Genomic DNA, 23,556 nt, shown 5'->3' on the forward strand with positions numbered 1-23,556 from the left:
TTAGCAACAAAAAAAACGCCGGCCCAGCGCCGCAACACAGGGCAACCGTTTGATTTTAAGGTGAATGGAAGATGCGTGAGATGAAAAAACAGGGCAAGGGGGCAGCACCCGCGGCACCCGCGACCGCCTTGACGATGCTGTGCCTGGCCATGCTGGCGCTGCCCGGCATGGCGCGCGCGCAGGACGCGGTGCCGGCAGCCGCTCCCGTGGCCGCGCCGGAACGGCAGGTGACGATCGAGGAATACCTGGTGCGCGGCAATACCGTGCTCGATGCGCGCGCTATCGAAGAGGCGGTCACGCCCTTCCTGGGACCGGGCCGCACCCTGAAGGACGTGGAAGGGGCGCGCGACGCCCTCGTTGCGGCATATCAAGCCCGCGGCTACCAGTCCGTCTACGTGGACTTGCCGGAGCAGCAGGTGGAGCAGGGCGTGGTGGTGCTGCAGGTGAGCGAAACGAAGGTGGGACGCTTGCGCGTGGTCGGTGCGCAATACAACTCGCCGCTCGACGTGCGCCAGCAAGTGCCGGCCCTGACGGAGGGCAAGGTGCCCGACTTTACCCAGGCGCAAGTGGAGCTGACGGCCCTGAACCGTGGTCCCAAGCGCCAGGTGATGCCGCTGGTCAAGCAGGGCAGCCTGCCCGGCACCATGGACGTGGACTTGAAAGTCGAGGACAGCAGCCCGTGGCGCGCCAGTGTCGGCTTGAACAATGATTACAGCGCCGATACCAAGAAACTGCGCAGCAGCGTCTCGGTCGGCCACGACAACCTGTGGCAGATGGGGCATAGCGCCACCATCAGCTTTTTCGGCACGCCGGGCGACCTGAACCAGACCAAGGTGTGGTCCGCCTCGTACGTGGCGCCCATCGGCACGCAGGGCTGGAGCCTGGAAGCGACGGGCTACCAGTCGAACAGCAACGTGGCCAGCACGGGCGGCACCAGCGTGCTGGGCAAGGGCCACGCGCTGGGCATGAAAGTCAACTACACGGTGCCCAACAGCGGTATCTGGTGGCACAGCTTTAGCGCCGGCATCGATTTCAAGGATAACCAGGAAGCGCTGCAGCTGAATGGCGCCGGCTCGAGCATTCCCCTGAAATACGTGCCGCTCAGCGTGGCCTACAACGGTTTTGCGCAGACGGATGCGGCGACCTACGGCCTGGGCCTGTCGCTGGTGGCCGGCACGCGCGCCGCGTTCGGCTATGGCAGCAACAGCGCCGCCTACGACAACAAGCGCTACAAAGCCTCGCCCAGCTTCCTCGTGCTGAAGGGCGACGCCAACGCCACCACCACCCTGGGCAGCGGCGCGCAGTTGCATGGGCGCATGTCGGGCCAGCTGGCCGATGCGGCGCTCGTGTCGGGCGAGCAGATGGCCGCCGGCGGCGCCAATTCCGTGCGCGGCTACCTGTCGGCCGAAGCGACGGGCGACTACGGTGTATCGGGCACGGTCGAATGGCGCACGCCTCAGCTGACGTATTTCAGCCGCCTGGAAAACTGGCGTCTGTTTGCCTTTGCCGATGGCGCGCGCCTGCGCCTGCGCGACCCGATGGTGGAACAGAAAGATCTGTTCGGCCTGGCCTCCGTGGGCGTGGGCAGCAGCTTCCAGTTCCTGCGCTACCTGAATGGCCGCATCGATTTTGCTTACCCGCTGCGCGATGGCCCGCGCACGCACAAACACGTGCGCCGCATCAATTTCAACCTGTCGGCCAGCTACTGACGGGCCAGCTCACCAGCACTGCACTTTTTTAGACTTTTCTTCGGAGAATCACTGTCATGCAACGTTTTCTTTTTCTGCTCACGATCCTGGGCACGCTCGTTCCCGGCCTGGCGCATGCCTGGTGGCAGCCCGACTGGGCTTACCGCAAACCCGTCACCGTCGACGCGGGCCCGAAGGCGGGCGCCGTGGGCGGCGATCCCGGCCGCATTCCCGTGCTGCTGCGTTTGCATTCGGGTAACTTCAACTTCGAAGGCGTCAGCGACAACGGCGCCGACCTGCGCTTCGTGGCGGGCGACGATAAAACGGTGCTGAACCACCAGATCGAACAGTTCAACCCGCTGCTGGGCATCGCCCTGATCTGGGTCGACGTGCCGGCCCTGACGGCCGGTACGCCGCAGCAGTTGTGGATGTACTACGGTAATCCGAAGGCGCCCGCTTCCGGCAATGGCCAGCGCACCTTCGACCCCGATTACAGCCTCGTGTACCACTTCACCGAGCCTGGCGTGCCTTCGCGCGACAGCACTGCCTACGGCAACCACGCCCAGACGGCCGTGCCGGCGCTCGACGGTTCCGTCATCGGCGCCGGCGCCCGCCTGGGTACCGCACCGCTGATGCTGCCTGCCTCGCCTTCGCTGGCGCTGGCCGCCGGCGCGCCGTTCACCTTTTCCGCCTGGGTACGTCCCGACAACCTGGGCCCGCAGCAAGTGCTGTATGCGCGCCGCGATGGCGCCAGTGAATTGCTGATCGGCGTAGACCAGGGCGTGCCTTTCGTGCAGGTGAATGGCCAGCGCAGCAAGCCGGGCCAACCGATCCAGGCCGCGCAATGGTCGCACCTGGCCGTCAAGGCCGACAAGAACAACGTGGCCCTGTACGTGGGCGGCCGTCCAGCCGTGTCGCTGGCCACCGCGCTGCCAGCCTTCACCACGGCCGCTTCGGTGGGCGCCGATGCGCCGCCGGTCGCTGCCGGTACCTCCACGCTGAACAACTTCACGGGCGCCATCGACGAGCTGCGCCTGTCGCGCACGGCCCGCGCCGACGCCCTGCTGCTGGCTGACGCCGTTTCGCAAGGTTCCGAATCGCGCCTGGCCGTGTTTGGCGCCGATGAACAGCAAGCGGGCAAGAGCCATTTCGGCTTCATCATCGCCGCCATGCCGCTCGACGCGTGGATCGTCGTCGGCGTGCTGGGGCTGATGATGGTCTTGTCGTGGATCATCATGATCGGCAAGGGCCGCAGCTATGGCGCCATTTCGCGCGCCAATGCGCAATTCATGCAGTCGTTCCACGAAGCGGCCGGCGCGCCGCTGGACCACCTGGCGCGCAACGGCAAGCTGAGCGCTTCCGTGAAAACGGATTCCTCGCTGTGGCGTTTGTATGACGTGGCCATCGACGAGATGCGCCGCCGCCATGACCGCGGCTACGACCTGAATGCCGTTTCGAACGCGACCATCGGCGCCATCCGCGCCGCCATGGATGGCGTGATGGTGCGCGAAAGCGAGCGCATGTCGAAACGCATGATCTGGCTGTCGACCACCATCGAAGGCGCGCCGTACGTCGGCCTGTTCGGCACCGTGATCGGCATCATGCTGGTGTTCGTCGTGGCGGCCATGGCCGGCGCCGTGGACATCAACTCGGTGGCGCCGGGCATGGCGGCAGCGCTGCTGTGTACGGCTGCCGGCCTGGGCGTGGCGATTCCCGCGCTGTTCGGCTACAACTGGCTGTCCTCGCGTTCGGACGCCATCGTCGCCGATATGGCCGTCTTCGTCGACGAATTCGCCACGCGCCTGGCTGAAGAGCAGGGCGACGGACGCCAGATGCGTCCCGTGCTGCAACAGGCGTGAGGGGCGCATAACCATGGCCACCTCCGCCAAGTTTACCCCCCGCAAGCGTAGCGGCGGCATCAACATCACGCCCTTCGTCGACGTGCTGCTGGTGGTGCTGGTGATTTTTATTCTGACCAGCAACGCCAGCATTCCCGGCATCAAGGTCGACCTGCCCAAGGCCAGTTCGGCCATGGCGCTGGAAAAACCGAAGACCAAGGCCATCACCATCGACAACGCGGGCCAGGTCTTCCTCGACGCCTATCCCGTCACCTTGCCCGAGCTGGAAGAGCGCTTGCGCACGGAAAAGGCGCTGACGCCCGACTTCCCCGTGATCGTGCGTGGCGATGCCGCCGTGCAATACGCGAAAGTGGTCGAAGTGCTGGACTTGCTGCGCCGCATAGACCTGAACCAGGTGGGTCTGGTGACCGGCAAGCCGGCATGAGGAGCGCAAGGTGAAGCGTGACGACATGATGAAGATGGCCGCGCCGGAATCGTCGGGCGCGGCGCAGTGGTGGCGCCGCTGGGGCGGCGTGGCCGGCGGCGTGCTGCTGGCCGCTGCGCTGGCCGCGCTGGTCTGGTATTTGCTGTCGGACACGGCCGCCACCAAGCGCGAAGTGGCGGCCCCGCCGATGCTGATGCTGCCCCCTCCTCCGCCACCGCCGCCGGAACCGGAAAAACTGCCGGAACCGACACCGGACAAGGTGGTGCCGGAAGTGTCGGAGCCGGAACCGACGCCGGCCGACAAGCCCATGGATGACGCGCCGGAAAGCCCGTCGCCGGACAAGGGCGACCCCGTCACGATCGATGGCGCGGCGCAGGCTGGCAGCGACGCCTTCGGCATCCAGGCCGGACGCGGCGGCGGCATGACGGGCGGCGGCGGTGGCGGCGGACTCGGCGCGGGATCGTATGGCCGCTATGTAGCCAACGCGCTGCAGCTGGCCTTTGCCCGCGACCCGCGCACGCGCCAGCTGGCGTTTAGCGATATCCGCGTCGACCTGTGGCTCGATACGGAAGGCCGGACGTCGAAGGTCCACCTTGTGCAAGGCACGGGCAATGCGCAGACGGATGAACAAGTGCTGGCCATGGTGCGCGACTTCCGCGCCGATGAACGGCCACCTGCATCCCTGCGGTTCCCGGCCCGCGTTTCCATTAAAGGTCGGCGCCCGTAAGCGCATGAACTAATTCCTCATTTACCGAAAGAAGCGATGAATTCCTTATTTTCTTCCCCACAGCGTGCGCGCCGCCTTCCGCTGGCGCTGGCTGCCCTTGCCCTGAGTGTGGCGGCAGGCGCGGTACAAGCTCAGACGGCACCGGCCGACAGCACCATGGTCAAGCTGATCCGCGGCCTGATCCAGAGCGGCGCCCTGAACAAGGATGCCGGCGAAGCGCTGCTGGCGCAGGCGCAGAGCGAAGCGCTGGCACAAGCGCAGGCCCGTCCGGCCGCCGCGCCGGCCGCCCTGGCGCAGGTACAGCCGGGCGACGTGCGCGTGCCGTATATTTCGCAAACGGTGCGCGAGCAGATCCGCGACGAAATCAAGGGCCAGGTCATGGCTGAAGCGAAGGCGGGCGGCTGGGCGGCGCCGAATGAAACACCGGCCTGGACCAAGCGCATCCGCCTGGAAGGCGACGTGCGCGCGCGCTACGAGTCGCGCTATTACGACATGGCCAACAGCAATATCGAGATCGACTGGCGCTCGCTCAACAGCGGCAGCGGCTACGACGTCAATTCGAACACCAACCTGGCTCTGCCGGCGTTGCTGAACACGCGCGAAGACCGTAAGCACTTGCTGCGCGCGCGTGCCCGCCTGGGTATCCTGGCCGACATTTCCGAGACCACGCAAGCGGGCATCCGCCTGGCCAGCGGCAACGACGACAGCCCGGTGTCCACCACGCAAACCCTCGGTGGCGGCCTGGGCAAGAAAAACATCTGGCTGGACCAGGCGTGGCTGTCGTACCAGCCCGCTTCCTGGCTGAAACTGACGGCGGGCCGCTTCGACAATCCATTCGTGTCTGGCGACGAACTGTTTTCCAGCGAACTCAATTTCGACGGTATCGCCGCCAAGGTGCAGCAACCGGTGGGCGAGAGCAAGGACGTCACCGTCTTCGGTACCTTGGGCCTGATTCCGCTCGAGTATTCGTCCGACAATGCGCCTAGCCGCAGCCAGGCAAAAATGTCGAGCGAAAACAAATGGCTGCTCGGTGCGCAAATGGGCGCCTCGTGGAAGATCAATAGCGACCATCAATTGCGTGGCGCGCTGGCCTACTACAACTTCCGCAACATCAGCGGAGAATACTCGCAGCCGTGCGCGCTGTACGCGGGCGCCGATGGCTGCAGCACGGACTGGTCGCGTCCATCGAGCATGCAAAAAGGCAATAGCTTGATGTTATTGCGCAATATCGCCCTGAACCCGCTGGACCCGGCCAATACGCCGCAGCCGCAATTCGTGGGCCTGGCGTCGAAATTCCGCCTGGCCAACCTGAATGCGCGCTGGGATAGCAAGGTGGCCGGCGGCACGGACTTGCGCATCGAAGGCGATTATGTGCGCAACATGGCTTACGACAAGAACGCAATGTGGGCGCGCGCCAAGGGCGGCATCATGAACAACTTCGGTGGCACGGGCGGCGTCTCGCAAGCCGATTTCAAGAGCGGCGGCAATGCCTACATGTTGCAGGCGACCCTGGGCAAGGCCAGCCCGGCCGCGCGCGGCGACTGGAACGTTTTACTGGGCTACAAGCGCATCGAACCGGACGCCTTGCCTGACGCCTACAACGATTCCACCTTCCACCTGGGCGGCACGAATGCGCGCGGCTACTACCTGGGCGGCGCGTATGCGCTCGACAAGAACACCTGGCTGAACGGCCGCTGGACGTCGAGCCGCGAAGTGTTCGGTTCGGCGCTGTCGATCGACACCTTGCAAATCGAATTGAACGCGCGTTTCTAAGGAGCCACGATGTTGATATCCAAGAAAATGCGCCTGCCTTTGCTGCTGCTGAGCTTGCTGGCCGCCGGCACGGCCCAGGCGCAGAAGGGGCAAAGCATGGAAGAGCGCTTGCGGGCCGAGTTGCGTAATGTGACGGCGCAATTGCAGCAGACGCGCGGCGAGCTGGAATTGCTCAAATCCAAGGGCGTACCTGTCGCCAAGGCGGCGCCCGTGGCCGCTCCCGCCAGCGACGGCTTGAAAAAGGAACTGGCGCGCAGCCAGTCGCAGCTGGCGCAGGAGCGCGCGCAGCGGGAAAAACTGGCAGCCGAGCAACAGCGCGGCGCCGCCGCCGCGCAAGAGGCAACGGCCAGCCTGGCGCAGTACCGCCAGGCCAGCGAACGGCTGGCCGCCACGGGCAAGCAGCTGGAAGCGGAGCGTGCGCGCCTCGACGGCGAAGTGACGTCCCAGCGGGGCGCCCTGGCGCGCTGCGAAAGCAAGAATGCCCAGCTGTATGCGGCCGGGCAGGACATTCTGCAAGCGTATGAAGGGCTCGACGTGCTGGACGTGATGAAGGCGCGCCAGCCGTTCGCCGCGCAAAGCCGGGTAAAACTCGAGCAAATCGCGCAGCAGTACGGCGATCAGCTGTACCAGGGCCGCTTTGATGCGCGTCAAACAGAAACACCGGCCGCGTCCGCGCCGGCCCCCCAATAATTTTTTTGAAATGAATGGAATGACGATGGAAAACACCAACAACTTGCTGAGCACCCTGAACGCGGAACAAACGGCCGACGCCATCAAGGCGGCCGGCTGCGCCGTGACCAGCATCGAACACGATGGCGTCGTGCGCCTGCACAGCGCCAGCCATGGCATCGGCTTCCAAGTGCTGTGGGGCAATGAAGCAGCGCCTGGCCAGTATGCGGATCTGACCCTGAGCTGCCCGCTGCGCGTGCAGGGCGGCGACTTGCCGGCCGGCTTGCTGGCCGAATGGCACCGCAGCAAGCGTTTTGCCCGCGTGGCCCAGCATGGCGATTTCGTCGTGCTGGAAATGGATGTGCTGGTCGCCGGTGGCGTCAGCCGCGAGTACCTGAATATCAATCTGCAACTGTGGACGCAGATGATGGGCCAGTTCTTCTTGTTTTTGCGCAACTTTACGCCAGCCGATACGAGCACCGCACCGGTAGTCGAAGCCGCCAGCGTGGCAGAAGAAGAAACTGTGCCGGCCTGATACATCGTCCAGCGGCGGCAAAAATGGCCCGTGACGGGCCATTTTTGCCGTCTGCGGGTCCCAAGTGTCGCATTAAATACTTATTTTTTAGGCATCGCGCATTAAAACTGCTCAAAGAGCGTGTGTGAATCAAGCCAGCAACGGCCGTATGGCGGATAATATTGCCTGTTGCCGATTTGGATACGACCTTTACACAAATATGCGCCCCATGGATTTTACCCGCGACGAAACCAGTGAAACCCCAGTTGCCCCGGCCAGCGCGCCGGGAGCGCCTTTGCCGTATGCCGTCGCCACCTGGCTGCAGCGGGTGGAGGCTGCCGCCCATCCGAAAGCCGTGCTGACGATTGCCGAGCCGGACCCCAAACTCAACGCGCATCGCCTGATCTACGTGCTGGCGCCCACCAGCGGTGGCCGCCACGTGGCCCTGTGCCTGTACAAGGCGCGGCTGCGGCCGAATGGCGACGTGGCGGCGGCCAGTCCCATCAGCGAGATCTTTTCGCTGCTGTCGGCGCCGCCCACATTCCTGACACCAGCCGACGAAGACCTCGTGCGTTTCTTCGTGGCCATGCGCAGCGGACAGAATTCGCAGACGGGCAGCGCCACGGAGCCGAAGGGCAAGGTGGGCGCGGCCCTGCTGAAAATGCTGGCCGAGCAAGATAAACTGTTGTGGGCCAATTCCTGGGCCGACGTCGGCAATGGCCTCGTGTATCCGTTGAAGGAAGGTCCCGTGCGTCCCGCCCGCCTGTTCTGGCGCGACGAAGGCAAGACCATGCGCCTGGGCTGGCAAGTGGACCCGCCGGAAGGCGCGAAGCACCATGGCGCCGACCAGATCGACTACATGCTGCCCACCGATCCGCCGTGGTACATCGACAATCTGTCGTGCGGCGTGCTGGAACTGAACCAGGGCGGCTCCGACATTTCCCTGGCCGATTTGCAGGCGCTGGTGGCGCAGGCGCCGCCGCTCAATGCGAACGACAAGGTGCGCGTGTCGCAACTGCTGCTGGCGCAGGGTTTGCAGCATTTGATGCCGCTGCCGCAGCCGTTGCCGCAGCGCTTGCGCAAGGATGTGCCGGCGCAACCGGTCTTGCTGCTCGATAGCGCCATGCTGGCCGATGGCAGCATCCAGCGCTGGAGCGACTTCGCCGTGCTGTCCTACGACTACGATGGCGAGCGCGTCGCGTTCGATCCGTCGCAGCGCGTGGTGCGGCAAGTGGGCGAGGTGACGGAAATCATCCAGAGAAACACGGTCGACGAAGCGCGCGCGCTGGCCACCCTGGCCGAGCTGCAGTTCAAGAAGCCGGGTTCGGCTCCCTTGAGCGGCTTGAAGGGCGCCTTGCAACTGCCGTCCCAGGCGGAATGGCTGCGTTTTGCCGAATCCGGCATCGACGCCTTGCGAAAGCAGGGCTGGATCGTGGAAAAAACGGCCAAGTACCGCTACGACGTGAGCGACGTGGGCGACTGGTACGCGGACATCGACGACCAGGATCCGGACAGCGGCAACGCCTGGTTCGAGCTGGAACTGGGCATCGTCGTCAATCACGAAAGAGTGCCGCTGCTGCCCGTGCTGGTGCAGCTGATCCGCAACGCGCCCAACGATTTCAACCCGAAAGTCATCGACGCGCATGCCGATGATGACCAGATGCTGGCAACCTTGCCGGATGGCACGCGCGTGGCGCTGCCGTGGGGCAGAGTGCGCCCCATCCTGAACACGCTGGGTGAACTGTATTTCAGCGACAAGATCAAACATGCGGTGCGCATGTCGACCCTGGACGCGGCGCGCCTGGAAGAGCTGGCGCGCGGCCTGGAGATGCAGTGGACGGGCGGCGAGCAGTTGCGCGCCATGGGCCGCAAGCTGAGCCAGTTCGGTTCCGTGCAAAAAGTGGCGGCCCCAGCCGGCCTGCAGGCCACCTTGCGCGATTACCAGGCCGATGGCCTGGCGTGGATGCAATTCCTGCGCGACCATGACCTGGCGGGCATCCTGGCCGATGACATGGGCTTAGGTAAAACCGTGCAAACGCTGGCGCATATCCTGGTGGAAAAGGAAGCGGGCCGTTTGACGCATCCGGCGCTGGTGATCGCACCGACGAGCCTGATGGGTAACTGGCAGGACGAGGCGGCCAAGTTCGCACCTTCCCTGAAAGTGCTGCTGCTGCAAGGCAAGGACCGCGCCCAGCAATTCGACCAGATCGACCAATGCGACCTGGTGCTGACGACGTACGCCCTGTTGCCGCGCGACGAAGAAACCTTGCGCGAGCACGATTTCCACCTGGTCATCCTCGACGAATCGCATTACATCAAGAATACGCGCAGCAAGGCGGCGCAAAGCGCGGGCCTGCTGCGCGCGCGCCACCGCCTGTGTTTGTCCGGCACGCCGCTGGAAAACCACCTGGGCGAGCTGTGGTCGCAATTCCACTTCCTGCTGCCGGGCTTGCTCGGCGACGAGAAGACCTTCAATACGCAATTCCGCCATCCGATCGAGCGCCAGGATGACCCGCTGCGCCGCATGCTGCTGAACCGCCGCATCAAGCCCTTCCTGCTGCGCCGCACGAAGGACAATGTGGCCAAAGAGCTCCCGCCGAAAACGGAAATGGTGCGCAAGGTGGAATTGACGGGGCCGCAGCGCGACCTGTATGAAACCGTGCGTCTTGCGATGGATCAGAAAGTGCGCGAAGAAATCGACAAGAAGGGCGTGGCGCGCAGCCAGATCGTCATCCTCGAAGCGCTGCTGAAATTGCGCCAGGTCTGTTGCGATCCCCGCCTGGTGAAATCCTTGCCGGCGAAGAAGCAGTCGGCCGGTTCGGCCAAGCTGCTCGACCTGATGCAGATGGTGGAAGACTTGCTCGACGAAGGGCGCAAGATTCTTGTCTTCTCGCAATTTACCAGCATGCTGGAATTGATCGAGGAAGAACTCGAGTCGCGCGACATTCCCTACGCCTTGCTGACGGGCGAGACCAAGGACCGGGGCGCGCAAGTGGCGGCTTTCCAGCAGGGTGCCGTGCCGATTTTCCTGATCAGCCTGAAAGCGGGCGGCGTGGGCTTGAACCTGACGGCGGCCGACACGGTCATCCACTACGACCCGTGGTGGAATCCGGCGGCGGAAAACCAGGCCACGGACCGTGCTTGGCGCATCGGCCAGGACAAGCCCGTGTTCGTCTACAAGCTGATCGCGAAAGGCACCCTGGAAGAAAAAATCCAGCTGCTGCAGCAAAAGAAATCGGAACTGGCGCAATCGATCCTGGCCGAAGGCGAGTCGCAGAAGATGGCCCTCACGCAGGAAGACTTGCAGCAGATTTTCGCCCCGCTGGAAGATTAACGCCGCCGCACGCTTATACTTGGCGATTCTTTCCTGCCAGGTATAACGCATGCTGCCCTTCCTCCTTCTGCTGCTTGCCGGCGTCATCCTCATGGCGCTGCGTTTCGTCCAGTTGCGCCGCGCCCTGCTGCGCGCGCGGGCGGGCGAAGCGCAGTTCCGCCTGCTGGCCGAACATGGGCGCGACGCGGCCTTCCTGCTCGACGCCACTACCCTCGAATTGCTCTACATCAGCCCCGCCGCGCAGCGCCTGACGGGCCATGACCTGGCCGTCTTGCAGAGCCACGCGGCGCGCCTGGCGCAAGACGTGCCGGCCCGCCTGCAGCGCTGGCGTGATGGCGATACCAGCCGCTTGACCTTGCTCCGCGAAGTGGAATTGCCGCACGCCGACGGCCGCTTGCTGGCGCTGGAAATCAGCTCGACCATCGTGCCTGCGGCGGTCGGGCGGGGCGTGACCTTGGCGGGCACGGTGCGCGACGTCAGCGCCATCGAGGCGCAGGAAGCGGAACGGGAAAAGGAGCAGAAGCGCTTCGCCTCGATGCTGTCGCATGAATTTCGCACGCCGCTGGCCACCATCGACGGCGCCATCCAGCGCCTCGTCTCGACTTCCACGCAAGCGGACGAGGCCACGCGCAAGCGCTATGTGAAAATCCAGACGGCCGTCGACCGTTTGTTGTCCATGATCGACGACTACCTGTCACCTGAACGCATGGCGGCCATCGGCCGCGAGCGGGCCGCCGACGGCATCGCGCCGCTGGCCTTGCTGCAGCAGGCGGCCGCCACCGTGCCGGCCAGCCACACGGTGCAGCTGGAACTCGACGAAGACTTGCCGGCCAGGCTGCGCTGCGACGTGCCCGGCATGGCCCTGTGCCTGAAAATTCTGCTCGACAACGCCGTCAAGTTCAGCCCGCCGGGCAGCGCCATCGCCTTGTCGGCCAGGCTGGTGCCCGAGGGCGGCGTGGCGCTGTGCGTGCGCGATGCGGGGCCCGGCTTGCGGGAAGAAGAACTGGCGCAGCTGTTCGACAAAAGTTTCCGTGGAATCGATGCCACGTATCCCGGTGCGGGCCTGGGCCTGTACATGGCGCGCGCCGTGGTGGAGGTGCATGGCGGGAGTTTGCAGGGGCATAATCTGCCCGAAGGAGGGGCGCTTTTCCGGATTTGGCTGCCGCTTCCTGTCTAGACAAGGAAAAGCCTTGCTTCCGCTGAAGGCAACCGTGATAATTCCTTGACGTAAACCTATTGTGCCGTCCATGATGGTGTAGAAGTGCATGGCATGATTTTGCCCTCGGTGTGCTCACTAACGGAAGAATGGCGTTGCAATGACGAAAATACTGATCGTCGAAGACAATCTCGACTACGCCGAAGACATGGCGGAGTTCCTCGTAGAGCTCGAACACGAAGTCCATATCACCAGCTCTGCTGGCGGCATGTGGACGGCGTTGAGTCATGGCAATGTCGGCGTGGTCGTACTGGACCTGGGCTTGCCTGATGAAGACGGTTTCAACGTCATCCCCCGCATGCGCCAGCTGTATCCGCAAATCGGCGTGCTGGTGCTGACGGGGCGTGTCGCTTTCGACAGCCGCATCCTGGGCTTGCGTCTGGGCGCCGACCACTATCTGACCAAGCCGATCAAATTCCCCGAACTGGCTGCCCACATCGAGGCGCTCGACCGCCGCGTCGGTCCGCAAGATCCCGTACCCGAGCCGGGCAAGTGGACCTTGAAAGTAAGCGCTCGCCAACTTGAGCTGATGGGCGCCGTGATCGCCCTGACGGAGAAGGAATTCAACTTCCTGCACCTGCTCACCATCAACACCCGCCCCGTGCCGCGCGACGTCATCGTGGCCGGCATGGGCGGCGAAGATCCCGATGCGGGCCGCCGAGTCGACATGCTCGTGTACCGCTTGCGCAAGAAAGCCAAGACGGGCCTGGGCCAGGACTTGCCGCTGCGCAGCGCGTATGGCGAGGGCTACAGCCTGTCGGCCAGTTTCAACCTGTCCTGATAGTCCCTATTGCGCCGTCCGCAAGTGGTCGGCGCGATAAAAGGGACAGAGTCAACCGCTTTTTCCAGCATTTTAAATAAAACAGGGTCAGAGTCGTGTTACTCGCGCATACTGTGTAGAATCAAGGCCTTAGCCTATTTTACTGACGCTTGCCATGGCCCGTTTGCCCCGCCTCATCATTCCAGCACTGCCCCATTACGTGATCCAGCGCGGCAGCAACCGCCAGAGCGTGTTCCAGGACGCCGCCGACTACGCGCAGTTTTTATCCTGGCTGAAAACGGGCGCGAAAATGTTCAAGGTGGCCATCCACGCCTATGTTTTATTGCCTGATCAGCTACATTTACTGGCCACGCCCAGCGATGCGACGGGCCTGGGCCAGCTGATGCAGTGGCTGGGGCGCTATTACGTGCCGTATTTCAACCAGAAATACGGCCGGGAAGGGGCATTGTGGCAGGGACGCTACAAAACGTCCGTCATCGATCCCGACAATTTCTTCCTCACTTGCTGCCGCTACCTGGAATGCGTGCCCGTGCAAACGGGCCTGGCGGCTCAGGCGCTCGACCATGCTTGGTCCAGCTATGCCCACCATGCGGGCGTGCGACCCGATCCCGTCATCACCGACCACGCGCTGTACTGGGCGCTGGGCAACACGCCGTTCGACCGCGAGGCGGCGTACCTGCGCCTGTTCGAGCAAGGCCTGGGCAGCAGCCAGGTGAAGGTCGTGGAGCAGGCTGTGCTGAAGGGCTGGCCGCTCGGTTCCGACGCTTTCAAGCAGGCGCTGGAGCAGAAAATGCAGCGGCAAGTGCTGCCTGCCAAGCGCGGCCGTCCCCGAAAAATCGTGGCGGCAGCGGACGCTGCTTGAAAATCATTCGCATTGAAAACAAAAAATGGTTCCTTTCTTATCTTTTATTGAAATCGCTGTGACTATGTCCCTATTAAATTTTTAGAGCGACGGAATCGAATTTAATTCGACTCCGACCCTAATTGTTCTGGTTGAGTTTTTTGTTGCGTTGCACTACTCTAGTTTTTCGATAGTCATATGCAGCGGAGAAGCCCATGAAAGCGCAAGGCCTGTACGACCCAGCCAATGAACACGATGCCTGCGGCGTCGGTTTCGTCGCCCATATCAAGGGCAACAAGACCCATTCGATCGTCGAACAGGGTTTGCTGATACTGAAAAACCTCGATCACCGGGGCGCCGTGGGCGCCGATGCGCTGATGGGCGATGGCGCCGGCATCCTGATCCAGATTCCTGACCAGTACTACCGCGAAGAAATGGCCAAGCAGGGCGTGGAATTGCCGCCGCCTGGCGAATACGGCGTGGGCATGGTCTTCCTGCCGAAGGAACACGCATCGCGCATCGCTTGCGAACAGGAAATCGAACGCGCCGTGCGCATCGAAGGACAAGTCGTGCTGGGCTGGCGCAACGTGCCCATCGATACGGACATGCCGATGTCGCCCACCGTGCGCGCCAAAGAGCCCGTCATCCGCCAGATCTTCATCGGCCGCGGTCCGGACATCATGGTCACCGACGCGCTCGAGCGCAAACTGTATGTGATCCGCAAATCGTCGGGCCACGCCATCCAGGCCTTGAAACTGCTGCACGGCAAGGAATTCTTCGTGCCGTCGATGTCGGCGCGCACCATCGTCTACAAAGGCTTGCTGCTGGCCGACCAGGTCGGCGTGTACTACAAGGACTTGCAGGATGCGCGCTGCATCTCGGCCCTGGCCCTCGTGCACCAGCGTTTCTCGACGAATACTTTCCCGGAGTGGCCGCTGGCCCACCCGTACCGTTTGATCGCGCACAATGGCGAGATCAACACCGTCAAAGGCAACTTCAACTGGATGCGCGCGCGCGAAGGCGTGATGAAGTCGGCCGTGCTGGGCGACGACCTGCAAAAACTGTTCCCATTGATTTATGAAGGTCAGTCCGACACGGCGTGCTTCGACAATGCGCTCGAGCTGCTGTTGATGGCCGGTTATCCGATCGCCCAGGCGATGATGATGATGATTCCGGAAGCGTGGGAAAATCACACGACGATGGACGACAACCGCCGCGCCTTCTATGAATACCACGCGGCCATGATGGAACCGTGGGATGGCCCCGCCGCCATGGCGTTTACGGATGGTCGCCACATCGGCGGCACCCTGGACCGCAACGGCTTGCGTCCCGCGCGCTACATCGTCACGGACGACGACCTGGTGGTGATGGCGTCGGAATCGGGCGTGCTGCCGATCCCCGAGTCGAAAATCATCCAGAAATGGCGCTTGCAGCCTGGCAAGATGTTCCTGATCGACCTGGAAGCGGGCCGCATCATCGACGACCAGGAACTGAAAAACACCTACGCCAACGCCAAGCCGTATAAAGCGTGGATCAACTCGGTGCGCATCAAGCTCGACGAGATCAAGCTGGCCGAAGGACAAGCCAAGCTGGACCGCGCCCAGGGCGAAAAAGAGCAGCCATCGTTGCTGGACCGCCAGCAGGCGTTCGGCTACACGCAGGAAGACTTGAAATTCCTCATGGCGCCAATGGCCGTGGCCGGCGAAGAAGCGACAGGTTCGATGGGCAATGACTCGCCGCTGGCCGTCATGTCGAACAAATTGAAGCCGCTGTATAACTACTTCAAGCAACTGTTCGCGCAAGTGACGAACCCGCCGATCGACCCGATCCGCGAAGCGATGGTGATGTCGCTCGTGTCCTTCATCGGCCCGAAACCGAACTTGCTCGATACCAACAACGTCAATCCGCCGATGCGCCTGGAAGTGGCGCAGCCCGTGCTGGGCTTTGATGACATGGCCCGTTTGCGCAACATCAGCGCCCACACGGGCGGCAAGTTCAAGTCCTACGAACTGGACATCTGCTACCCGCTGGCCTGGGGCAAGGAAGGCGTGGAAGCCTGCCTGGCCTCGCTGTGCGCGGAAGCCGTCGATGCCGTGAAATCCGGCCACAACATCCTGATCGTCTCGGACCGCGCCATTTGCGCGGATCAGGTGGCGATCCCTGCGCTGCTGGCCACCTCGACCGTGCACCAGCACCTGGTGAGCAAGGGCTTGCGCGCCTCCACCGGCCTCGTCGTGGAAACGGGCTCGGCCCGCGAAACCCACCACTTCGCCTTGCTCGCTGGCTACGGCGCGGAAGCCGTCCACCCGTACCTGGCCATGGAAACCCTGGCCGAGATGGCGCACGGCTTGCCGGGCGATTTGTCGGCCGAGAAAGCCATTTATAACTACACCAAGGCGGTGGGTAAAGGCTTGATGAAGGTCATGTCGAAGATGGGCATTTCGACCTACATGTCGTACTGCGGCGCGCAAATCTTCGAAGCCATCGGCCTGAACAAGTCGCTGGTCGACAAATACTTCAAGGGCACGGCCTCGAACGTGGAAGGCATCGGCGTGTTTGAAGTGGCGGAAGAAGCGCTGCGCCTGCACGCGCTGGCTTTCGGCAACGATCCTGTATTGGCCGACAAGCTCGACGCGGGTGGCGAATACGCGTTCCGCGTGCGCGGCGAAGACCACATGTGGACGCCGGACGCGATTGCCAAGCTGCAGCATTCCACGCGCAGCAACAATTTCTCCAGCTATAAAGAGTACGCGCAAATCATCAACGACCAGAGCCGTCGCCACCTGACCCTGCGCGGCCTGTTCGAGTTCAAGCTCGACCCGACCAAGGCCATCCCGCTCGATGAAGTGGAACCGGCCAAGGAAATCGTCAAGCGCTTCGCCACGGGCGCCATGTCGCTCGGCTCGATCAGCACGGAAGCGCACGCGACCCTGGCCGTGGCCATGAACCGTATCGGCGGCAAGTCGAATACGGGCGAGGGCGGCGAAGATCCGAACCGCTACACGCAGGAATTGAAGGGCATCCCGATCCGCCAGGGCGACACCATGGCGTCCGTCGTGGGCGCCGAGCAGATCGTCGTCGACATTCCGTTGCAGGAAGGCGATTCCATGCGTTCGCGCATCAAGCAGGTGGCGTCGGGACGTTTCGGCGTCACGGCCGCCTACCTGAACTCGGCCGACCAGATCCAGATCAAGATGGCGCAGGGCGCGAAACCGGGTGAAGGCGGCCAGTTGCCGGGCCATAAGGTGTCCGAATACATCGCCAGCCTGCGCTTCTCCGTGCCGGGCGTGGGCCTGATTTCGCCGCCGCCGCATCACGATATCTATTCCATCGAAGACCTGGCGCAGCTGATCCATGACTTGAAGAACGCCAATCCGCGCGCCTCGATTTCCGTGAAGCTGGTATCGGAAGTGGGCATCGGCACGGTCGCTGCCGGCGTCACCAAGGCGAAAGCCGACCATGTCGTCGTTGCCGGCCATGACGGCGGCACGGGCGCCTCGCCATTGTCGTCAGTGAAGCATGCGGGCACGCCGTGGGAGCTGGGTCTGGCCGAAACGCAACAAACCCTGGTGCTCAACGGCTTGCGCAGCCGTATCCGCGTGCAGGCCGATGGCCAGATGAAGACGGGCCGCGACGTGGTCATCGCCGCCTTGCTGGGCGCCGACGAAATCGGTTTCGCCACGGCGCCGCTGGTGGTCGAAGGCTGCATCATGATGCGCAAATGCCATTTGAATACGTGTCCAGTGGGTGTGGCCACGCAAGATCCGGTGCTGCGCGCCAAGTTCTCGGGCAAACCCGAGTATGTCGTCAATTACTTCTTCTTCGTTGCCGAAGAAGCCCGTCAATTGATGGCGCAGCTGGGCATCCGCACGTATGACGAATTGATCGGCCGCGTCGACTTGCTCGACAAATCGAAGGCGATTTCGCACTGGAAGGCGCAGGGCCTGGACTTCTCGGCCATCTTCTACAAGCCGGAAACGCCAGATGGCCAAGCCTGCCGCCACGTGGAATTCCAGGATCATGCGCTGGAAAAGGCGCTCGATCACAAGCTGATCGCGCAAGCGCGCGCGGCGCTGGAAAAGGGCGAGCGCGTTTCCTTCATCTCGCCGGTGCGCAACCTGAACCGCACGGTGGGCACCATGCTGTCCGGCGAGGTGGCGAAGAAATACGGTCACGCCGGCTTGCCGGATGACACCATCCACATCCAGCTGCAAGGCACGGCGGGCCAGTCGGCCTGCGCCTTCCTGGCGCACGGCATCACCATCGACCTGGTGGGTGAAGGCAACGATTACGTCGGTAAAGGCCTGTCGGGCGGGCGCATCATCGTGCGGCCCAATACCGAGTTCCGCGGCTGGGCGGTGGACAACATCATCATCGGCAATACGGTGCTGTACGGCGCCATCGCCGGCGAAGCCTTCTTCAATGGCGTGGCCGGTGAACGCTTTGCCGTGCGCAACTCGGGCGCCACCACGGTGGTCGAGGGCCTGGGCGACCATGGCTGCGAATACATGACGGGCGGCACGGTGGTGGTGCTGGGCAACACGGGACGCAACTTCGCGGCCGGCATGTCGGGCGGCATCGCCTATGTGTATGACCCTGCCGGCGACTTTGCCAGCAAGTGCAACACGGCCATGGTCAGCCTGGACAAGGTCGTGTCCGCAGCGGAACAGCATCTCGACCGCGATGCTTGGCATACGCAGCACCGCGAAGGCGTGCCGGAAGCGGACGAGGTCATCCTCAAGCGCCTGATCGAGCGTCACTTCAAGCACACGGGCAGCACCCGCGCCCGCGTCCTGCTGGACGACTGGGCCGCGGCGCGCGGCAAGTTCGTGAAAGTCTTCCCGAACGAATACAAGCGCGCGCTGATTGAAATGGCAGCTGACGCCGCCATGGAAGTGCAAGCCGTCGCCGCCTGAGCCAGCCGAGATGAATGTGAAGGGAGCGGCCGCGCCGCTCCCGCCAGCTAAAAATACAAAGGAACTATCGTGGGTAAAATTACCGGCTTCATGGAATTCAAGCGCCAGGACGAACACTATCTGGAGCCTGCCGCGCGCCTGAAGAACTACAAGGAATTCGTGCTGCACCTGTCGGACGCGCAAGCAACCGTGCAGGGCGCGCGCTGCATGGATTGCGGCATTCCCTTCTGTACCACGGGTTGCCCCGTGAATAACATCATTCCTGACTGGAATGACCTGGTGTACCGCGGCGCTTACCGCGAAGCGCTCGACATCTTGCATTCCACCAATAACTTCCCGGAATTTACGGGCCGCATCTGCCCGGCGCCGTGCGAATCGGCCTGCACCCTGGGCATCCACGAAGATCCGGTCGGCATCAAGTCGATCGAACATAAAATCATCGACATGGGCTGGGAACACGGCTGGGTCACGCCGCAGCCGGCGGGATTTAGCACCGGCAAGAAAGTGGCCATCGTCGGTTCCGGTCCTGCCGGCCTGGCCGCGGCGCAGCAGCTGGCGCGCGCCGGCCACGCCGTCACCGTGTTTGAAAAGAGCGACCGGGTCGGTGGCTTGTTGCGTTACGGCATCCCCGACTTCAAGATGGAAAAGTCGCACATCGACCTGCGCGTGAAACAGATGGAAGCCGAAGGCGTCGTGTTCCGCACCAGCGTGCTGGTCGGCAAGGACTTCCCTGCCCACGTGAACAACTGGGCCAAGGAAACCATTTTCCCCGAAGACCTGGAAAAGGAATTCGACGCCGTCATCATGGCCGGCGGCGCCGAGCAGCCGCGCGACCTGCCCGTGCCGGGCCGCGAACTGAAAGGCGTGCATTTCGCCATGGATTTCCTGCCGCTGCAAAACAAGGTCAACGCGGGCGACAAGCTCAAGGACCAGATCAAGGCCACGGGCAAGCATGTGGTGGTGATCGGCGGCGGCGACACGGGTTCCGACTGCGTCGGTACCTCGAACCGCCATGGCGCCGCCTCGGTGGCCCAGTTCGAACTGATGCCGCAGCCGCCGGAACAGGAAAACAAGCCGCTGGTGTGGCCGTACTGGCCGACCAAGCTGCGCACCTCGTCCTCGCACGAGGAAGGCTGCGAGCGCGACTGGGCCGTGGCCACCAAGCGTTTCGAAGGCAAGGGCGGCAAGGTGGAAAAGCTGATCGCCTGCAGAGTCGAGTGGAAAGACGGCAAGATGAGCGAAGTGCCGAACTCGGAATTCGAGATGAAGGCGGACCTGGTCTTCCTGGCCATGGGTTTTGTTTCACCAGTGCAACAAGTGCTGGAAGCGTTCGGCGTCGATACGGATGCGCGCGGCAATGTCAAGGCGACAACGGATGGCGCCGGTTGCTACCAGACCTCGGTGGCCAAAGTGTTTGCGGCAGGCGACATGCGCCGTGGCCAGTCGCTGGTGGTCTGGGCCATCCGCGAAGGGCGCCAGTGCGCGCGCGCCGTCGATGAGTTCCTGATGGGCGCATCCTTGCTGCCACGTTAAAAAAAACGAGCAATTGTCCGTTTTTTGCCAGGGCCACGGCGCGGATCGCGACGTGGCCTTTGTTATTTTTACTTGCCAAGTCAACAGCTGTGAATGTCATCGGACAGGGACGCGATGTGGCGGCCGAATTTCCACTACAATATCTGACTTTCGATTCATTAGTGTTGTATTCTTCCCCTTTGCGGGCCTGTCCCAAGGGGTGTCTCAGCAGAGGTTGGCGTTTCTGCACTACAATACGCCATTAAAATAGTGAGCTTCGTCGTGCCAAATCTTGTTGAGATCCGTGATTTACACTTTGCCTATGGAGAACGTTCGATTTTATCGGGCCTTCAAATGGATTTCCCACGTGGAAAAGTTGTGGCCGTCATGGGTGGCTCCGGCAGTGGCAAGACGACCGTACTGCGCCTGATCGGCGGGCAACTGCGCCCCAGTTCCGGTTCCGTGAATGTCGACGGCCAGATCGTGCATACCTTGGGAACCGACGAGCTATACCAGCTGCGCCGCAAGATGGGCATGCTGTTCCAGCACGGCGCCCTGTTTACGGACTTGACGGCGTTCGAGAACGTGGCGTTTCCCCTGCGCGAACACACGGATCTGAATGAAGAGCTGATCCGCACCCTGGTGCTGATGAAGCTGCACGCCGTGGGACTGCGCAATGCGGCGCAATTGAAGCCGGCCGAGATCTCGGGCGGCATGGGCCGCCGCGTCGCGCTGGCACGCGCCATCGCGCTCGACCCCGAACTGATCATGTATGACGAGCCGTTCGCCGGCCTGGACCCGATTTCCATGGGCGTGACGGCCAATTTGATCCGCAATTTGAACGATGCGCTGGGCTCCACGTCTATCCTGGTATCGCACGATGTGAAGGAGTGTTTCGCCATCGCTGATTACGTCTATTTTCTGTCATCGGGCAAGATCGTGGCGCACGGCACGCCGGCCGAGATGGCCGTGTCGACGCATCCCTACGTCAAGCAGTTCGTCAATGCCGAGGCCGATGGCCCCGTTCCGTTCCACTATCCGGGCAAGTCGCTGGCCGACGACCTGGGTCTGCAGACGGGGGGCGGCCGATGATCGCGCGTTTCCTGGCGGCGATCGGAGCGTGGTTGCGTCGTTCGGTACAAGACCTCGGCTTTGCCGTGCGCTCGTTTTTTATCATCATCGCCTCGTCGGGCGGCCTGTGGCGCCGTCCGCGCCTGGTGATTGAGCAACTGTTTTTTATCGGTAACCGCTCGCTGGTGATTACCGCCGTTTCCGGCCTGTTCGTCGGCATGGTGCTGGGTTTGCAAGGCTATTACACCTTGACCACGTACGGCGCCGAGCAGTCGCTGGGCTTGCTGGTGGCGCTGTCCCTGACGCGCGAACTGGGCCCCGTCGTGACGGCGCTGCTGTTCGCCGGCCGCGCCGGCACCTCGCTGACGGCGGAAATCGGCCTGATGAAGGCGGGCGAGCAGTTGTCGGCCATGGAAATGATGGCCGTCAATCCGATCCAGCGCGTGCTGGCGCCCCGTTTCTGGGCTGGCGTGATCGCCATGCCGATCCTGGGCGCCATCTTCACGGCCGTCGGCATCGTTGGCAGCTACCTGGTCGGCGTGGTGCTGATCGGCGTCGATGAAGGCTCGTTCTGGTCGCAGATGCAAGGCGGCGTGGATGTCTGGAAAGAAGTGGGCAATGGCACCATCAAGAGCCTGGTGTTTGGCATCGCGGTGACCTTCATCGCGCTGTTCCAGGGGTATCAGGCACAGCCGACGCCGGAAGACGTCTCCGGCGCCACCACGCGCACGGTGGTCATTTCGTCGTTGATGGTGTGGTGGCTCGATTTCATGATGACGGCTTTGATGTTTAGCAAGTAATTGCCGATAGGCGACAAAATTATCGGCCTGGGCAGTGTTCTGCGCAGGTGGCGGCAAGTAAAAATTATTTAGGATTGTTTATGCAACGTAAATCTTTGGATGTCTGGGTCGGCTTGTTCGTCTTGCTCGGTGTGGCGGCATTGATGTTTCTGGCGCTCAAGGCCGGCAATATGAGCTCGCTGTCTTTCAGCAAGACGTATACCATTAGTGCCAAGTTCGACAATATTGGCGGCCTCAAGCCGCAGGCGCCCGTCAAGGGTGCTGGCGTGGTGGTGGGCCGGGTCTCGGAAATCGTCTTTGACGACAAGACTTACCAGGCGCTGGTGAAACTCGACATCGAAGATGGCTACAAATTTCCGAAAGACAGCTCGGCCAAGATTTTGACGGCCGGTTTGCTGGGTGAGCAATATATCGGCCTGGAAGCAGGCGGCGATTTGGCAAACCTGGCAGAGGGCGACAAGATCGCCCGTACTCAATCGGCCACAGTGCTGGAAGACCTGATCAATCAGTTCATCTACAGCAAGGCAGCGGAAGGAAAGGACAGCAAATGAGCGAGTCGACCAAACAATCCCAAGGCAGCCTGGCGCGTATCGGCCTGGCCCTGGCCATCGCCGCCAGCGTGAGCGCTTGCGCCACCGGCACCAATCCGCGCGACCCGCTGGAAGGGTACAACCGCGCCATGTTCAAGTTCAACGACACCGTCGACCAGGTGGCCCTGAAACCGGTCGCCACAGCCTACAAGAAGGTGACGCCTTCGTTCGTGCAAACGGGTGTGGGCAACTTCTTCGGCAATTTGTCCGATGTGTGGAGCGCCATGAACAACTTGCTGCAAGGCAAGGGCGAAGCGGGCTTGCAAGACGTCGTGCGCGTCAGCATGAACTCGACTTTCGGCATCTTCGGCCTGATCGACATCGCCTCGCAGGCGGGCATTCCGAAGCATAACGAAGACTTTGGCCAGACCCTGGGCTGGTATGGTGTGCAGTCTGGTCCGTACGTGATGCTGCCGCTGCTGGGCCCATCGACCGTGCGCGACACGGCGGCCCTGCCGCTCGATATCGCGGGCGACCCATGGCGCTACAAGGATCCGGTCAATGTGCGCAATATCGGCACGGTGACGCGCGTGGTCGACAAGCGTGCCGCGCTGCTCGACGCGACCAATTTGATGGAAGCGGCCGCGCTGGACCGTTATGAATTCATCCGCGACGGCTTCCTGCAGGCGCGCGAAAGCAAGGTGTTCGATGGCGATACGGACCGCCGCGACCGCAAAGTGCCAAAAAACGACAGCAGCGACTACGAGCCCGAGTACGAGCCAAAACCGCAGCCTGCCAATGACGCGCCTGCAGCCACGGCCGCCGCGGCGGTGGCGCCAGCGGACCTCGTAACATCTGGTAGCAATACCGTGGCCGCCGAGGCCAGGCTCCAGGAGTAAAC

17 protein-coding genes are annotated in these 23,556 nt (G+C 62.8%); all 17 read left to right on the forward strand.

Features of this window, described 5'->3' with window-relative positions:
- Positions 1 to 71: 71 nt before the first annotated feature.
- The 17 genes from ACPJXG_RS00165 to ACPJXG_RS00245 all read left to right on the forward strand — a co-directional run bounded on the left by ACPJXG_RS00165 (position 72) and on the right by ACPJXG_RS00245 (position 23,554).
- Positions 72 to 1,709: a ShlB/FhaC/HecB family hemolysin secretion/activation protein gene (locus tag ACPJXG_RS00165; protein ID WP_425253050.1), complete on the forward strand. Its 1,638-nt coding sequence runs from the start codon at positions 72 to 74 to the stop codon at positions 1,707 to 1,709.
- A 56-nt stretch (positions 1,710 to 1,765) separates the two neighbouring features.
- Positions 1,766 to 3,547 carry a DUF2341 domain-containing protein gene (locus tag ACPJXG_RS00170; RefSeq protein ID WP_099403720.1) on the forward strand — a complete coding sequence of 594 codons (1,782 nt, stop codon included), beginning with the start codon at positions 1,766 to 1,768 and terminating at the stop codon, positions 3,545 to 3,547.
- A gap of 13 nt (positions 3,548 to 3,560) precedes the next feature.
- A complete protein-coding gene (locus ACPJXG_RS00175; protein ID WP_034753784.1) occupies positions 3,561 to 3,971 on the forward strand; it encodes an ExbD/TolR family protein in 411 nt (136 codons plus the stop codon).
- A 10-nt stretch (positions 3,972 to 3,981) separates the two neighbouring features.
- Positions 3,982 to 4,698, forward strand: coding sequence for a hypothetical protein (locus tag ACPJXG_RS00180; protein WP_425253051.1), 717 nt, complete (start codon positions 3,982 to 3,984; stop codon positions 4,696 to 4,698).
- A 36-nt stretch (positions 4,699 to 4,734) separates the two neighbouring features.
- The gene (locus tag ACPJXG_RS00185; RefSeq protein ID WP_425253052.1) at positions 4,735 to 6,471 is read left to right on the forward strand and encodes a putative porin; all 1,737 of its coding nucleotides are present in this window, start codon (positions 4,735 to 4,737) and stop codon (positions 6,469 to 6,471) included.
- Positions 6,472 to 6,480: 9 nt separating this feature from the next.
- The gene (locus tag ACPJXG_RS00190) at positions 6,481 to 7,161 is read left to right on the forward strand and encodes a hypothetical protein (protein WP_425253053.1); all 681 of its coding nucleotides are present in this window, start codon (positions 6,481 to 6,483) and stop codon (positions 7,159 to 7,161) included.
- A gap of 25 nt (positions 7,162 to 7,186) precedes the next feature.
- On the forward strand, positions 7,187 to 7,675 hold the full coding sequence (locus tag ACPJXG_RS00195; protein WP_225243878.1) for a YbjN domain-containing protein: 489 nt from the start codon (positions 7,187 to 7,189) through the stop codon (positions 7,673 to 7,675).
- A 208-nt stretch (positions 7,676 to 7,883) separates the two neighbouring features.
- Complete coding sequence (locus ACPJXG_RS00200; RefSeq protein WP_425253054.1) at positions 7,884 to 10,988, forward strand: DEAD/DEAH box helicase; 3,105 nt, start codon at positions 7,884 to 7,886, stop codon at positions 10,986 to 10,988.
- A 49-nt stretch (positions 10,989 to 11,037) separates the two neighbouring features.
- The gene (locus ACPJXG_RS00205; protein WP_425253055.1) at positions 11,038 to 12,165 is read left to right on the forward strand and encodes a PAS domain-containing sensor histidine kinase; all 1,128 of its coding nucleotides are present in this window, start codon (positions 11,038 to 11,040) and stop codon (positions 12,163 to 12,165) included.
- A 139-nt stretch (positions 12,166 to 12,304) separates the two neighbouring features.
- A complete protein-coding gene (locus ACPJXG_RS00210) occupies positions 12,305 to 12,985 on the forward strand; it encodes a response regulator transcription factor (RefSeq protein ID WP_034753797.1) in 681 nt (226 codons plus the stop codon).
- A gap of 154 nt (positions 12,986 to 13,139) precedes the next feature.
- Positions 13,140 to 13,847: a transposase gene (locus ACPJXG_RS00215; protein WP_425253056.1), complete on the forward strand. Its 708-nt coding sequence runs from the start codon at positions 13,140 to 13,142 to the stop codon at positions 13,845 to 13,847.
- Positions 13,848 to 14,041: 194 nt separating this feature from the next.
- Complete coding sequence (locus ACPJXG_RS00220; protein ID WP_425253057.1) at positions 14,042 to 18,742, forward strand: glutamate synthase-related protein; 4,701 nt, start codon at positions 14,042 to 14,044, stop codon at positions 18,740 to 18,742.
- A gap of 69 nt (positions 18,743 to 18,811) precedes the next feature.
- Complete coding sequence (locus ACPJXG_RS00225) at positions 18,812 to 20,275, forward strand: glutamate synthase subunit beta (protein ID WP_070257787.1); 1,464 nt, start codon at positions 18,812 to 18,814, stop codon at positions 20,273 to 20,275.
- 261 nt (positions 20,276 to 20,536) lie between these two features.
- Complete coding sequence (locus ACPJXG_RS00230) at positions 20,537 to 21,346, forward strand: ABC transporter ATP-binding protein (protein WP_034781028.1); 810 nt, start codon at positions 20,537 to 20,539, stop codon at positions 21,344 to 21,346.
- Complete coding sequence (gene mlaE / locus ACPJXG_RS00235) at positions 21,343 to 22,125, forward strand: lipid asymmetry maintenance ABC transporter permease subunit MlaE (protein ID WP_035823119.1); 783 nt, start codon at positions 21,343 to 21,345, stop codon at positions 22,123 to 22,125. Before ACPJXG_RS00230 ends, mlaE begins: the two co-directional genes overlap by 4 nt.
- Before the next feature lie 80 nt (positions 22,126 to 22,205).
- Positions 22,206 to 22,676: an outer membrane lipid asymmetry maintenance protein MlaD gene (gene mlaD, locus ACPJXG_RS00240; protein WP_034753810.1), complete on the forward strand. Its 471-nt coding sequence runs from the start codon at positions 22,206 to 22,208 to the stop codon at positions 22,674 to 22,676.
- Positions 22,673 to 23,554: an MlaA family lipoprotein gene (locus tag ACPJXG_RS00245; protein WP_425253058.1), complete on the forward strand. Its 882-nt coding sequence runs from the start codon at positions 22,673 to 22,675 to the stop codon at positions 23,552 to 23,554. The genes mlaD and ACPJXG_RS00245 overlap by 4 nt, the downstream gene beginning before the upstream one ends.
- Positions 23,555 to 23,556 lie beyond the last annotated feature (2 nt).

It is taken from the genome of Janthinobacterium sp. NFX145, from assembly GCF_049810325.1.
GTDB classification, from domain to species: Bacteria; Pseudomonadota; Gammaproteobacteria; order Burkholderiales; family Burkholderiaceae_D; genus Janthinobacterium; species Janthinobacterium rivuli.

Excerpts from the sequence above, each read along its gene's own strand:
- ACPJXG_RS00165 (WP_425253050.1), top strand. The coding sequence starts at position 72 with ATGCGTGAGATGAAAAAACAGGGCAAGGGGGCAGCACCCGCGGCACCC.
- ACPJXG_RS00170 (WP_099403720.1), top strand. The coding sequence starts at position 1,766 with ATGCAACGTTTTCTTTTTCTGCTCACGATCCTGGGCACGCTCGTTCCC.
- ACPJXG_RS00175 (WP_034753784.1), top strand. The coding sequence starts at position 3,561 with ATGGCCACCTCCGCCAAGTTTACCCCCCGCAAGCGTAGCGGCGGCATC.
- ACPJXG_RS00185 (WP_425253052.1), top strand. The coding sequence starts at position 4,735 with ATGAATTCCTTATTTTCTTCCCCACAGCGTGCGCGCCGCCTTCCGCTG.
- ACPJXG_RS00190 (WP_425253053.1), top strand. The coding sequence starts at position 6,481 with ATGTTGATATCCAAGAAAATGCGCCTGCCTTTGCTGCTGCTGAGCTTG.
- ACPJXG_RS00195 (WP_225243878.1), top strand. The coding sequence starts at position 7,187 with ATGGAAAACACCAACAACTTGCTGAGCACCCTGAACGCGGAACAAACG.
- ACPJXG_RS00200 (WP_425253054.1), top strand. The coding sequence starts at position 7,884 with ATGGATTTTACCCGCGACGAAACCAGTGAAACCCCAGTTGCCCCGGCC.
- ACPJXG_RS00205 (WP_425253055.1), top strand. The coding sequence starts at position 11,038 with ATGCTGCCCTTCCTCCTTCTGCTGCTTGCCGGCGTCATCCTCATGGCG.
- ACPJXG_RS00210 (WP_034753797.1), top strand. The coding sequence starts at position 12,305 with ATGACGAAAATACTGATCGTCGAAGACAATCTCGACTACGCCGAAGAC.
- ACPJXG_RS00215 (WP_425253056.1), top strand. The coding sequence starts at position 13,140 with ATGGCCCGTTTGCCCCGCCTCATCATTCCAGCACTGCCCCATTACGTG.
- ACPJXG_RS00220 (WP_425253057.1), top strand. The coding sequence starts at position 14,042 with ATGAAAGCGCAAGGCCTGTACGACCCAGCCAATGAACACGATGCCTGC.
- mlaE (WP_035823119.1), top strand. The coding sequence starts at position 21,343 with ATGATCGCGCGTTTCCTGGCGGCGATCGGAGCGTGGTTGCGTCGTTCG.
- mlaD (WP_034753810.1), top strand. The coding sequence starts at position 22,206 with ATGCAACGTAAATCTTTGGATGTCTGGGTCGGCTTGTTCGTCTTGCTC.
- ACPJXG_RS00245 (WP_425253058.1), top strand. The coding sequence starts at position 22,673 with ATGAGCGAGTCGACCAAACAATCCCAAGGCAGCCTGGCGCGTATCGGC.